A 12,304-nucleotide genomic window follows, 5' to 3' on the forward strand; every position below is an offset into this window, starting at 1 on the left:
GGCGCTATCCTCTGCTTCATGACGTTGTGTCGCGTTTTCAGAGGCTACATGCTGATTCCATTCGGCTCACAGACGCTCGGTTCCCAGGGCTGCGCGGAGGCGGTGGCTCTCGATGCGCCGTCTGTGAAGGAGGGCATCGAGGCCCATGGCCGCTTGTACTGATTCCGGTGCCACGGTCCCGTTCACCTCGCCGGTGAACGCCCGTGCCGCGGTGCGGGACGACAGGGTGCACCGCCCCCTCGACCGCTCGGCGCGCGTGTTCGTGGCCGGGGGTTCGGGGCTGGTCGGTTCGGCAGTGCGCAGGGAACTTCGGCGTGAAGGGTTCACCGATGTGGTCGCGCCCGGCTCGGCGGAGCTGGACCTCGGTGAGCGCCAGGCGGTGTTCGACTGGTTCGCGGTCATGCGCCCGGACGTGGTGGTACTGGCCGCGGCGCGCGTGGGCGGGATCAAGGCGAATGCCGCCCGGCCCGCCCAGTTCCTCTCCGACAACCTGCGCATCCAGGTGAACGTGCTGGACGCGGCCCGGGAGCACGGAGTGGAGCGGCTGCTGTTCCTGGGTTCCAGTTGCATCTACCCGAAGTTCGCCGAGCAGCCCATCCGCGAGGTGGCGCTGCTGACGGGTCCTCTGGAGCCGACCAACGACGCCTACGCCATCGCCAAGATCGCCGGCATTCTGCAGGTGCAGGCGGTGCGACGCCAGTACGGTCTGCCCTGGATCTCCGCCATGCCGACCAATCTGTACGGGCCGGGCGACAACTTCCACGCCGAGCACTCTCACGTGCTGGCGTCCCTGATGCGGCGCTTCCACGAGGCGCAGGAGTCGGGTGCGCGACGGGTTGTGAACTGGGGCAGCGGCACGCCTCGTCGGGAGTTCCTCCATGTGGACGATCTGGCACGGGCGTGCCTGCACCTGATCGAGCACTACGACGCGGACGGTCCGGTCAACGTCGGCACCGGTACTGACCTCACCATCCGGGAATTGGCGGAGCTCGTCGCGGACGCCGTCGGGTACCGGGGGAGCGTCGAGTGGGACACGAAACAGCCCGACGGCACCCCGCGCAAGCTCCTCGACGTATCCCGGCTCACCGCGCTCGGCTGGACTCCTCGTATCGGCCTGCGAGAAGGAATCGCCCGCACGTACGCCTGGTACGTGGAAAATCTCGAGTCCGGCACGGTGCGGCACTGACGGACTCCACGGCGGCCGGGGGGCGGCCGCCTCGGCTTCCGCCGCCTTCCCGGAGGGGCTTGCTCGGGAGGTCGAAGCGGCAGCGGCCGGCAGCGGATACTCCGACGACGACATGAGGTCATGCGTGGGAAGTTCCGCTGCCGGCCGCTGGTAGTGCTACGGGCTTCGCAGCTGCCTGACGGACTGAGGTGGTCAGTTCTGCTTCCGCCGCCGGACGGCCATCATCGTGCCGGCCCCGAGCGCCAGCATCGCTGCGGCTCCGCCCAACAGAACGGGCGTGTGGTCCTCACCGGTGTCGGCGAGGTGAGGCTTGTGTGGTTTTACGAAGATCTTGGCCGAGAGCTTCAATTTCGATTCCCGTCCCTTGAGACGGAAGATGTGTTTGCCCGGATCGGTCCACTTGGGGATGGTGACGGTACCCTCCACTGTGCCGTTCGCGTCGGCGGTGAAGTGGCCCAGCTTGACCGGCTTCGAGAAGAGAAATGCGTCCACCCCCTCGTTGCTGTCGAATCCGGTACCTGTGAAGCCGAGATCGTCCCCTGCGTCCACGGTGGTGGCGGTGAGGGTCAGGCTCGGGGCCTCGGGTGGGTAGGGCTGGGAGTGGGCAGTTTGGGTCCCTACGACTGGGACTGCGACCAGGACAGCGGATGCTGCCGTGGCCGCGAAGGCGGCACGACACTTCGATGAGGCCGTCATCGCATTCACGCTCCTCAAATGGAATCGGGCGACGGCAGGGTCCGACCCGCGAGTACGGTATGTGTATAGATAGCGTCTTGTAGTGCCTGTTAAGCGTTTTCAGGAGACAAAGCGCTGTATGGAGTACTCAGCTCACTGGATTGGTCGCCAGTCCCCTGGTGCGAGGAGCGAAGGCGTCCGATGTGTGTCATTCAGACGCGAGCACGAACCGCGGCGACACCCGGCACCCCGCGCCGCACGTCCTGGTCTCCTCTTCTTCCCCGCCTGGAGGGTGTGTGCCCCCGTTCCGCGTACTTGTGGTGTGCACCGGCAACGTCTACCGCTCTCCGCTTGCCGAGTGCCTGCTCAGGCACCAGATGCTCGAGCATCGGCAAGTGATCCGTCTGAGCAGTGCCGGCACCCGGGCCGTCGCGGGTACGCCCATGGCGGGTGTCGTCGCCTCCTTCCTCCTCGGACGTGGCGTCCAGCCCCGCGGGATGGGCTCCTGCCGGCTGACCAAGGAGATGGTCGAAAACGCGGACCTGGTGCTGGGCGCTGCGACGGAGCATCGTGAGGCCGCTGTGCGGATGTCCCCGGTGCGTGCGTTGTCCCGTGCATTCACCTTCCGTGAGTTCGCGCGGCTGGTGCGTTCGGAGGACGCCGCAGGCGTGGTGGATCCGGCCGCACGGTTCGTGAGCCTCGTCCGGGGCGCGGCCGCTCGTCGTGGTGCCGTGTCGACACGCACGGGGGACGTGGACGTGAACGACCCTCTTGGCGCACCACCACCCCAAGTGCACGAGTGTCTGGTTCAGATCGAGGAGATCGTCGAGCGGATCGCCGCCGCCATGCGGACCGGATAGCGGCGGGCAATTTCATGACGCGCATTCCCCTGAACGCTGTCAGGCCGGGCTCTGGACGGCGTACAGCATGCCGACGGCCGCGGCGAGGGCGCGGAGGAGGAGGCGCAGGGCCCGGTCGGGAAGGCGGGACTGGAGTCGGGCGCCGAGGTAGCCGCCGGTCAGGCCGCCGGTGCCGCAGGAGCCGCCGCCGATGCCGTGGATGCCGCCGACCACGCCGACCGCCGGCGCGAGGCCGGTCAGCGTGCGCGGGGCCGGCTCGCCCCGGGGCGTGCCGGGGCGAGGGCGCGCAGGCACAACCACAGGCCGAGCGGCAGCAGCAGGGCGGCTGCCAGGAGCCGGAAGAGGTCCGGGCCGGGGAGGGCGAAGGCCCCCACGGTGGCGCCGAGGACGACGCCGGGCAGGGTGCCCAGCACCAGGCGCCGGGCGAGGTCGCCGCGCAGGGCGCCGTCATGAGCCGGGAGCGGGAACACCGCGCCGGACACGCCGACCGGGGCGGTCACGGTCGCGATCACCAGCCCGGCGGCCAGCCCTCCCCACACGGTCCGGTCCACCCTCGGCCCGCCTCCCCTGGCCCTTCGAACGTCCGGTCGGTATCAGCGGCCCGGAAGGCTACGGGGGTGGCGTGCAACGAGATGTTCACGAGCGGCCCGTGACCCGCCGGCAGGCCTGCGCGTACGCCCGGACCAGGGGACGTCGCCCGTCCTCGCGGCGCCAGGCCAGGACGTAGCGGCTGGGCGTGACCCCGCGCACCGGGCGGGCCGTCACGCCGCCCAGGGTGAGCAGGGGCACGTTGCCCGCGGCCACGAGACACACTCCGAGACCGGCGGTCAGGGCCTCGTACGTCTCCTCCGTGCTCGCGATCTCGGCGCCGATCCGGGGAGGGCGGCCCCCGCGGGCGTCCAGGGCCAGCCAGAAGTCGCGCAGCGGGCCCGTGCTCTCGGGCAGCGCGAGGAACGGCTCGTCGAGCAGCTCGCTGAAGTCGACCTCGGCGCGGCCGGCGAGAGGGTGTGTGTCCGGGAGGGCGACCATGAGCGGTTCCTCGGCGACGACCGTCCAGTCGTAGCGCTCCTGGCCGGGCAGGGGCAGCCAGACGAAGGCCACGTCCGCGGCGCCGTCGGCGAGGCCCGCGGTCGGGTCCTCCCAGTTGACCTGCCGCAGCCGGATGCGGGTCTCCGGGTGCGCCGCCGTGAAGCGGGAGCGGATCGCGGGCAGCAGGCCGCCGCGGACCGGGCTGGTGCTCATGCCCACGACCAGCGTGCCGCGCTGCGCCGACCGGGCGGTGTCGATCGCGGCCGCGCCCTCCTGCCACGCGTCCAGCACCCGGCGCGCGTGCGGCAGCAGTGCCGTACCGGCGTCGGTGAGGGCCACGCCGCGCCGGTCGCGCCGGAACAGTTCGATGCCCAACTGCCGCTCCAGCGCCCGGACCTGCTTGCTCAGCGCGGGCTGTGACACGTACAGGCGCTCGGCGGCGCGGGTGAAGTGCAGTTCCTCGGCCACCGCCACGAAGTAGCGCAGGTCGCGCACATGAACGTCCAGGGTCATAGCCATTGGTTATCACCAAAGGTCTTGGACCGGGCAGCGGGCCGGGCGAGAGGGTGGTCGGCGTAACGACACGAGGTCGTGACGACACGAGGCCGTGACGACACGAGGCCGTGACTATACGAGACGGGGAGCTGTCATGAACAAGGTGTGGCTGATCACGGGAGCGAGCAGTGGTTTCGGGCGCGCGATCGCCGAGGCGGCCCTCGCCGCCGGCGACGTGGTGGTCGGCGCCGTCCGGCGCCCCGAGGCGCTGGACGACCTGGTCGCCGCCCACCCCGACCGGGTGGAGGCGCTGCGCCTGGACGTCGCCGACACGGGCGCCGCCGAGGCCGCCGTACGGGACGTCGTGGCGCGGCACGGGCGGATCGACGTCCTGGTCAACAACGCGGGCCGGACCCATGTCGGTGCCTTCGAGGAGACCACCGAGGAGGAGCTGCGGGCGCTGTTCGAGGTGCACGTCTTCGGCCCGGCCGCCCTCACCCGGGCCGTGCTGCCGTCCATGCGCGAGCGGCGGTCGGGCGCGATCGTGCAGATGAGCAGCATGGGCGGGCAGATGTCCTTCGCGGGCTTCTCGGCGTACAGCGCCACGAAGTTCGCCCTGGAGGGCATGTCCGAGGGACTCGCGGACGAGGTCGCGGAGTTCGGCGTCAAGGTGCTGATCGTCGAGCCGGGCGCCTTCCGCACGGGCCTGTTCGGGACCGGGCGGGCCGGCGTCAGTGCGGACAGCGGTGTCTACGGCAAGGTGAGCGAGACCCGCGGCTTTGTCTCCGGCGGCGACGGGACCCAGCCCGGCGACCCGGCCAAGGCCGCCGCCCTCGTCCTGGCCGCGCTCGACGCCGACTCGACGCCGCTGCGCCTGCCCCTCGGCGACGACGGCGTCAGCGCGGTCCTCGGCCACCTCGACCAGGTACGCGACGAGGTCCTGACATGGGAGAAGCGGTCCCGGGCCACCGGGTTCGACGACTGACCGTCGCGTGCTCCCGGTGGGAGGCGGTGCGGCCACCCCGGCGGCCGCGCCTCCCAGGGCTGCGCGACTCGCCGGCCCGCCGGCACCAGGCGAGCGCCTCGTCGACCTGCGGGGGGAGGCAGCTCGGCCCAGCGGGCCAGGATCCGGGACACCGCGGGCAGGTAGTCGAGGTTGCGCGGCGCGTGCTTGTGGTTGAACCCAGTCGCTGATCGTCTTACGCAGTCGGATTCCGAACTGTTCCGAGCTGGGTGGGAGTTGTCACCCCGCCGAGCGTCAACTGGTGCGCGTACGCCCCCGGAGCACGACGGCAGGAGCAGCAGATGGAGCCCAACGCGGAAGCAGGAAGCCCCCGGCAGGACAGCGGCCCAGGCCGGAATCCCTGGACTCCGGGCCGGGAAGCGCGTCAAGATGCGGCGCAGCCGTACGTCCGTTCCTACGGCCGCTGTCTCCCACCGCCTCAGCCAGGAGCACCGTAGCCGTGTCGATGCCCCCGCCTCCCGGGAACCAGCAGCCCTGGGACCCGTACGGCCCGCCGCCTGCGAACCGGCCCCAGGGGGAGCAGGGTTACGGCCCCCATGCCCCTTATGGCCCCACCGGGCGCCCGTACGGGGCCCCGGTCTCCGTCAACGCGCTCGCCGTCGCCGCGCTCGTGCTCGGTGTGCTCTGCTTCCTGCCCGCCGCGGGGCTCGTGCTGGGGCTGGTCGCGCTGCGGCAGATCAGGCGGAGCGGCCAGAGCGGCCGGGGGCTGGCGGTCGCCGGGGCCGTGCTGTCGTCCGTCGGGATCGCGCTGTGGGCGGTGACGCTGTCGACGGGTGTGCTGTCCGACGCCTGGGAGGGATTCAAGGACGGCGCGCGGGGCAACGAGAGCCTCTCGCTGGAGAAGGGCGACTGCTTCGACGCGCCCGGCGGACTGGAGGGCGACACCTACGACGTCGACCGGGTGCCCTGCGCGGGCGGGCACGGCGGCGAGGTGTTCGCGGTCGTGACACTGCCGGGCGGCGCCTTCCCGGGCGACGCCGAGATCACCGGCATCGCCGACGAGAAGTGCTACGCGCTCCAGGACCAGTACGCCATGGACGCCTGGGCGATGCCGGCCGACGTCGACGTCTACTACCTCATGCCGTCCCGGGACAGCTGGCGGTACGGAGACCGTACGATCAGCTGCGTCTTCGGCAACAGCGACGCGAAGGCCGAGCTGACCGGCTCCCTGCGCGGCGACCCCACCACGCTCGACACCGACCAGGTCGTCTTCCTGTCGGCGGCCAACGCCGTCGACGCGGCGCTGTACGAGGAGCCCGAGGACACCCCCGAGGAGGACCTCGCCGGCCACCGGGCCTGGGCCACCCGGGTGCATGACGTGCTCGGCGAGCAGATCGAGGCGCTGCGCGGCCACTCCTGGCCGTCCACCGCCCGCCGGCCCGTCGCCGGCCTGGTGAAGGACCTGGAGGACGCCCGGGAGGAGTGGGTGAGGGCGAGCGAGGCGGACGACGCGGACTCGTACTCCGCGCACCACGACAAGGCCTACGCGTACGTCGACGGCCCGGCGACCGTCACCGCCCGCAAGGCCCTCGGGCTCGCGACGGCGCCGCCCTCCCCGGGCGAGACCGAGGGCGGGGACTCCGACGTCCAGGTGTGACGGCGGCTATAGCGGGGAGAAAGTGCCTGCGTAAAGCCCTCGGGGCCACTATGTCATCACATCGAGTGATTCTCTGGCCTTTGCTTGCACCGCACAACCTACGGTTGCCACGCTGTTGCTGTCTGTACAACCTGATGGGAGCGGCCAGTGACATTCGGTGAGCAGCCGGCGTACCTGCGCGTCGCGGGTGATCTCCGCAAGAAGATCGTCGACGGTCAGCTCCCTCCGCACACCCGCCTCCCGTCGCAGGCCAGAATCCGCCAGGAGTACGGGGTCTCGGACACCGTCGCCCTCGAGGCCCGCAAGGTGCTCATGGCGGAAGGCCTGGTCGAGGGCCGCTCCGGCTCGGGGACGTATGTGCGCGAGCGGCCCGTGCCCCGGCGCATCGCCCGCTCCGGATACCGCCCGACCGGCGGGGCCACGCCGTTCCGCCAGGAGCAGGCCGACGGCGAGGGGCGCGGCACCTGGGAGTCCAGCAGCGAGCAGTCCGAGGCCGGTGTCGCGGTCGCCGAGCGGCTGGCCATCGAGCCGGGCGAGCGCGTGATGTGCACGAAGTACCTCTACCGCGAGGGCGGCGAGGCGATGATGCTCTCCACCTCCTGGGAGCCGCTCGCCCTCACGGGCCGTACGCCGGTGATGCTGCCGGAGGAGGGGCCGCTCGGCGGCATGGGGGTCGTCGAGCGCATGCGCGCGATCGACGTGATCGTGGACAACGTCACCGAGGAGGTGGGCGCCCGCCCCGGCCTCGCCGAGGAACTGCTCGTCCTCGGGGGTGTCCCCGGTCATGTGGTCCTCGTCATCCAGCGCACGTTCTACGCCTCCGGCCGCCCGGTCGAGACGGCCGACGTGGTCATCCCGGCCGATCGGTACCGGGTCGCCTACCACCTTCCGGTCAAGTAGCGAACGCTCCCTTCAGCCCCGCGGCGCGCCCCCCGCGCGCCCCGCTCACATGATCACCGCGAGAGCCGTCCCCGGCCGGAGCGGTCCGTATCCCCGAGTCGGCCGTCGTTGTCCCAGGTCGGCGGCGGCGTATGCGGTATGCCTCCAGCCGGGTGCGTCGAGGTACGCGGACGGCGCGCTCGTCATCGTGCGCCCCTGTGTACTGGCCGGTTGCGTACCTCTTTGTGAAAAGCCGTATTCGCTGCGTGAAGGTTAGGCGTAGGCTCGGGCATATGCGCATTGCGGTTTCCTTATCGGGTGGGGCACGGCACAGGCCGCGAGTGGGAAGTGGAGGGGCGCGATGAACGACAGCACGATCACTCTTCCCTGGCTCGTGATACGCGAGGACGACACCGGCAACCGCTACCGGGTCGGCCGCTACGCGACCCGGGCCGAGGCCCAGAAGATCGCGGACAGCCTCGACGGCCGCGGCCACAACCAGCTGTACTGGGTCGAGCGGCTCGGCCAGAACGGGGCGGGCGGGGCGCACGACTGACCCGGGCCCGGTCCTTCTGGGCCGGATGGACCGGATGGCAGTCGTAGGCTCACCGCATGAGTGAGCGGATCGTCGTCGTGGGTGCCGCGCTGGTCGACGACGGGCGGCTGCTGGCCGCCCGGCGCAGCGCGCCCGTCGAGTTGGCCGGGCGCTGGGAGCTGCCCGGCGGCAAGGTCGAGCCGGGCGAGACGGCCGACGCGGCGCTCGTACGGGAGCTGCGCGAGGAACTCGGCGTCGACGCCGAGGCCGGCGGGCGCGTCCCGGGGGAGTGGCCGCTGAAGTCGCCGTACGTGCTGCAGGTGTGGACCGCGCGACTGCGCCCCGGCTCCGCCGCCCCCAAGCCCCTTGAAGACCACGACGCGCTGCGCTGGCTCGGCCCCGACGAGATCTGGGACGTGGACTGGCTCGACCAGGACGTGCCCGCGCTGCGGCAGACACTGGCGCACCTCGGGCCTCTCGGCGACGGCCCCCGGACGGGAGAGACGGGAGAAGTGCCCGGCGTCTGAGGCCATCCGGGGGCGAAAGGGCCCGTAAGGCCGAAGACGGCCGTGCGGGCGCCCTGTACGCCTTTCGTGCCACAGTGCGCTGCCGTGTGCGGTACTTCGCCCCTGATATCGGGTATGTGCCCATTAACCCTATGAAACAGGACATGGGTGGGCCCGCTGCCGGGGAAGTGATCGGCGTGATCGACACCGAAGGTGACCGCGCCGAGTGGACGTTTCCCGCCGAGCCGGGCGCCGTGCGCACCGCACGCCAGGCCGTCCGGGGACGGCTCCGCGGCTGGGGCCTCGACAGCCTCGCCGACCTCACGGCGTTGTTGGTCAGCGAGTTGGTCACCAACGCCCTGCGGCACGCCACGGGCCCCATAGGCGTCCGTCTGGTCCGCCCCTCCGAACGGAACGCCGTCCTCCTGGTGGAGGTCTCCGACCCGCTCCCGGACCCGCCCCACGAGCGCATCCCCCGACCCGAGGACGAGAGCGGCCGCGGGCTCCAACTCGTGGCCTCCTCCTGCCGTCGCTGGGGCACCCGGCCGGGCGGTGTGGGCAAGACCGTGTGGTTCGAACTCGCCGTTCCGGAGTGAAAAATCGGTGTACGTCAGCCCTGCCGCTGTAGAGCGAATGGTTCAGGCCAGTGGCGGTTGCCGATGGACGGGATTCGACGACGTGTCCCCTGGTTAGAAGACTGGGAGTGTTCTCACGGTCCGGACCGAAAACCATCGGGACCGTGCTGTGATCGTGAACACCGTGTTGTGCGGCACCGTAGTGCTGGATACTGCGGGCAGCCGCCCCCGGTGACCGGTGCCGGACGCGGTGAGCTGGAGGGGACGGTTCGCGTGAGCGAGATACCAGCGAAGGCCACGGAGTCCGAGGACCCGTCGGAGGGCGCGAGGGCGATGGCCGCGGACGGCCTGGCTTCCGCGGTGGGAGGTGCGCTCGCGGCCGACGGTGTGCAGCCTGGGGACGCCATGTGGCAGAGCAGTCCCCCCGGATCCATCTACGACTACATCAAGGTCGCGTCCTTCTCCATCGGCCCCGACGGCCTCGTCGACCAGTGGAGCCTGCGCGCCGAGCACCTCTTCGGCATCCCCGCCGAACGCGCCGTCGGCATGGACCCCATCGAGACGTTCATCGACCCCCGCCTGCGCGAGCGGGGCATGCGCAAGATGGCCGAGATCCTCGACGGCCGCGAGTGGACCGGCGTGGTGCCGTTCCGCATGCCGAAGGGCGCCGAGGCGGAGTGCGGGAACGAGGGGCTCGCCGAGGTGTACGTCATGCCGACGCGCACCGAGGAGGGCGAGAAGGCCGCCGTCTGCATCGTCGTCGACGTCCGCACGCTGCGCAGCATCGAGACCGACCTCGCCGCCTCGCAGGCTATTTTCAGTCAATCCCCGTTCGGCTTCCTGCTGATCGACCCCGATCTGCGGGTACGCCGCGCCAACCACCGGTTCGCGTCCATCTTCGGCGGCTCACCCGACGACCACCGCGGCAAGGGCGTCCACGACTACCTCCAGCGCGGCGAGGCCGAGCGGGTCGCCGCCACGCTGCGCCGCGTGCTGGAGACCGGCAACTCCATCACGGACATGCACGTCACGGGCTTCGTGCCGGGCTCCGACGAGCGCCGCCACTGGTCCGTCAACCTCTATCGCGTGCACAGCGGTTCGGGCCGGCCGATCGGCATCGCCTGGCTCGGCACGGACATCACCTCGCGCCGCGCCGCCGCCCGCGAGGCCGCCGCCGCCCGCCGCAACCTCGCCCTGCTGAACGAGGCCGGCGCCCGCATCGGCAACTCCCTCGACCTGGAGACCACGGCCCGTCAGCTCCTCGACGTCGTCGTGCCCGGATTCTGCGACCTGGCCACCGTCGACCTCTACCAGGGCCTGCTGGTCGGCGACGAGACCCCGCCCGGACTCGCCGACGGCAGCGCCGAACTGCGCCGGGTGGCCTTCGCCAGCGCCGTCTCCGACGCGCCCTTCGCCGGCACCGGCGTGCCCGTCGCGGTCGGCGCCGTCCACCACTACCCGTTCAACTCGCCCTGCGCGGACGCCCTGCGCACGGCCCGCCCGCAGACCGTCCCCGGCGAGGACGGCGGCCTGGTGCAGTCCACGCTCGCCGTGCCGATGGTCGCCCACGACACCGTCGTCGGGCTCGTGCAGTTCGCCCGTACCAAGGGCAGCGAGCCGTTCGGCGACCGCGACCGGGACCTGGCCGTCGAACTCGCCGCGCGGGCCGCCGTCTGCATCGACAACGCCCGCCTCTACCGGCGCGAGCACCAACGCGCGTTGATACTGCAACGGTCCCTGCTCCCGCCCGGCGACCCGGAGGCCTCCGGCCTCGACATCGCCTGCCGCTATCTGCCCGGCAACGCCAACACCGGCCGGCCCAGCGAGGTCGGCGGCGACTGGTTCGACGTCATCGAACTCCCCGGGCACCGCACCGCGCTGGTCGTCGGCGACGTCATGGGCCGCGGCCTGCGCGCCGCCGTCGCCATGGGCGAACTCCGCACGGCCGTGCGCACCCTGGCGCAGCTCGACCTGGAACCGGCCGAGGTGCTCTCCCAGTTGGACGAGATCGCCCGCGGCCTCGGCGCCCCGGGCGGAGTGCAGCAGGCGACCCGGGCGGCCCGCCGCCCCCGGGAGGCGGATCTGTCGGAGGTGTACCTCGCCACCTGCGTCTACGCCGTCTACGACTCCGTCACCCGGCGCTGCACCTTCGCCAACGCGGGCCATCTGCCGCCCGTCCTGGTCGAACCCGGCGAGTCGGCCCTGATGCTCGACGTGCCGCCGGGCCTGCCGCTCGGCGTCGGCGGCGAGCCCTTCGAGGAGGTCGAGGTCGAACTGCCCGAGGGCGCCCTGCTCGCGCTCTACACGGACGGACTGGTCGAAAGCCGCGACCACCCCCTCGACGAGGGTCTCCAGGCCTTCGTCCGCACCCTCTCCGACCCCACCCAACCCCTGGAGGACGTGTGCGACCACGTCCTCAACACCCTCGACACGCATCACGGCGAGGACGACATCGCGTTGCTGATGGCACGTGTACAGGGCCTGCCCACGGAGTCCGTCGGCGACTGGACCCTGCCGCGCGAGCCGCGCAGCGTGGGCCGGGCCCGCGAGTACGCGCGCGCCCAGCTGCTCAGCTGGGACCTGGAACCCCTGGTCGACACCACGGAGCTGCTGGTCAGCGAACTCGTCACCAACGCCCTGCGCTACGGCGAGGGCGAGATCCGGCTGCGGCTGCTGCTGGACCGCACCCTGGTCTGCGAGGTCTGGGACTCCGGCCTGGTCCAGCCCCGCCGCCGCCGGGCCCGTGACACCGACGAGGGCGGCCGGGGCCTCCAGCTGGTCGGCCTCCTCAGCGCCGCGTGGGGCTCCCGCCGCACACCCCGGGGCAAGACGGTGTGGTTCGAACTGCCCCTGCCGGGCGGCGAAACAAGGCTGACGGACCCGGCGGAGGCACTGCTGAGCCTGTTCTGACCGCAACCGAACACCGGTACGGGTCGTCCTCAC

At 71.6% G+C, this 12,304-nt stretch carries 11 protein-coding genes and 1 pseudogene; 9 read left to right on the top strand and 3 right to left on the bottom strand.

All coding sequences use genetic code 11. The features are described from left to right. The first annotated feature begins 145 nt into the window (after positions 1-145). Positions 146-1,186 carry an NAD-dependent epimerase/dehydratase family protein gene (locus tag ACFZDA_RS22950; RefSeq protein WP_391084452.1) on the top strand — a complete coding sequence of 347 codons (1,041 nt, stop codon included), beginning with the start codon at positions 146-148 and terminating at the stop codon, positions 1,184-1,186. 192 nt (positions 1,187-1,378) lie between these two features. Here ACFZDA_RS22950 and ACFZDA_RS22955 read toward each other — a convergent pair whose 3' ends face one another. After that, complete coding sequence (locus tag ACFZDA_RS22955; RefSeq protein WP_391084455.1) at positions 1,379-1,735, bottom strand: LAETG motif-containing sortase-dependent surface protein; 357 nt, start codon at positions 1,733-1,735, stop codon at positions 1,379-1,381. A 446-nt stretch (positions 1,736-2,181) separates the two neighbouring features. Here ACFZDA_RS22955 and ACFZDA_RS22960 point away from each other — a divergent pair, with 446 nt between their 5' ends. Next, on the top strand, positions 2,182-2,721 hold the full coding sequence (locus ACFZDA_RS22960; protein ID WP_391084634.1) for a low molecular weight phosphatase family protein: 540 nt from the start codon (positions 2,182-2,184) through the stop codon (positions 2,719-2,721). Between the two features lie 39 nt (positions 2,722-2,760). Here the strand turns inward: ACFZDA_RS22960 and ACFZDA_RS22965 are convergent. Both ACFZDA_RS22965 and ACFZDA_RS22970 read right to left on the bottom strand, forming a co-directional pair. Next, positions 2,761-3,272: pseudogene (locus ACFZDA_RS22965) on the bottom strand (hypothetical protein). An 85-nt stretch (positions 3,273-3,357) separates the two neighbouring features. Next, positions 3,358-4,263, bottom strand: a complete 906-nt coding sequence (locus ACFZDA_RS22970) for a LysR substrate-binding domain-containing protein (RefSeq protein ID WP_391084458.1) — start codon at positions 4,261-4,263, stop codon at positions 3,358-3,360. Between the two features lie 136 nt (positions 4,264-4,399). Here ACFZDA_RS22970 and ACFZDA_RS22975 point away from each other — a divergent pair, with 136 nt between their 5' ends. From ACFZDA_RS22975 to ACFZDA_RS23005, 7 genes are all read left to right on the top strand, one after another. After that, positions 4,400-5,230, top strand: coding sequence for an oxidoreductase (locus ACFZDA_RS22975; RefSeq protein WP_391084461.1), 831 nt, complete (start codon positions 4,400-4,402; stop codon positions 5,228-5,230). A 478-nt stretch (positions 5,231-5,708) separates the two neighbouring features. After that, positions 5,709-6,866 carry a DUF4190 domain-containing protein gene (locus ACFZDA_RS22980; protein WP_391084464.1) on the top strand — a complete coding sequence of 386 codons (1,158 nt, stop codon included), beginning with the start codon at positions 5,709-5,711 and terminating at the stop codon, positions 6,864-6,866. 147 nt (positions 6,867-7,013) lie between these two features. Then, positions 7,014-7,766, top strand: coding sequence for a GntR family transcriptional regulator (locus tag ACFZDA_RS22985; RefSeq protein ID WP_391084467.1), 753 nt, complete (start codon positions 7,014-7,016; stop codon positions 7,764-7,766). Positions 7,767-8,106: 340 nt separating this feature from the next. Continuing rightward, complete coding sequence (locus ACFZDA_RS22990) at positions 8,107-8,301, top strand: SPOR domain-containing protein (RefSeq protein WP_391084471.1); 195 nt, start codon at positions 8,107-8,109, stop codon at positions 8,299-8,301. Positions 8,302-8,357: 56 nt separating this feature from the next. Then, the gene (locus ACFZDA_RS22995) at positions 8,358-8,807 is read left to right on the top strand and encodes an NUDIX domain-containing protein (protein WP_391084474.1); all 450 of its coding nucleotides are present in this window, start codon (positions 8,358-8,360) and stop codon (positions 8,805-8,807) included. 143 nt (positions 8,808-8,950) lie between these two features. Beyond that, complete coding sequence (locus ACFZDA_RS23000; protein WP_391084477.1) at positions 8,951-9,382, top strand: ATP-binding protein; 432 nt, start codon at positions 8,951-8,953, stop codon at positions 9,380-9,382. 252 nt (positions 9,383-9,634) lie between these two features. Then, complete coding sequence (locus ACFZDA_RS23005; RefSeq protein WP_391084480.1) at positions 9,635-12,271, top strand: SpoIIE family protein phosphatase; 2,637 nt, start codon at positions 9,635-9,637, stop codon at positions 12,269-12,271. Positions 12,272-12,304: the final 33 nt, after the last annotated feature.

This window comes from Streptomyces sp. NPDC007991 (assembly GCF_042958445.1).
Classification (GTDB): Bacteria; Actinomycetota; Actinomycetes; order Streptomycetales; family Streptomycetaceae; genus Streptomyces.

Excerpts from the sequence above, each read along its gene's own strand:
- ACFZDA_RS22995 (WP_391084474.1), top strand. The coding sequence starts at position 8,358 with ATGAGTGAGCGGATCGTCGTCGTGGGTGCCGCGCTGGTCGACGACGGG.
- ACFZDA_RS22990 (WP_391084471.1), top strand. The coding sequence starts at position 8,107 with ATGAACGACAGCACGATCACTCTTCCCTGGCTCGTGATACGCGAGGAC.
- ACFZDA_RS23000 (WP_391084477.1), top strand. The coding sequence starts at position 8,951 with ATGGGTGGGCCCGCTGCCGGGGAAGTGATCGGCGTGATCGACACCGAA.
- ACFZDA_RS22975 (WP_391084461.1), top strand. The coding sequence starts at position 4,400 with ATGAACAAGGTGTGGCTGATCACGGGAGCGAGCAGTGGTTTCGGGCGC.
- ACFZDA_RS22970 (WP_391084458.1), bottom strand. The coding sequence starts at position 4,263 with ATGACCCTGGACGTTCATGTGCGCGACCTGCGCTACTTCGTGGCGGTG.
- ACFZDA_RS22950 (WP_391084452.1), top strand. The coding sequence starts at position 146 with ATGGCCGCTTGTACTGATTCCGGTGCCACGGTCCCGTTCACCTCGCCG.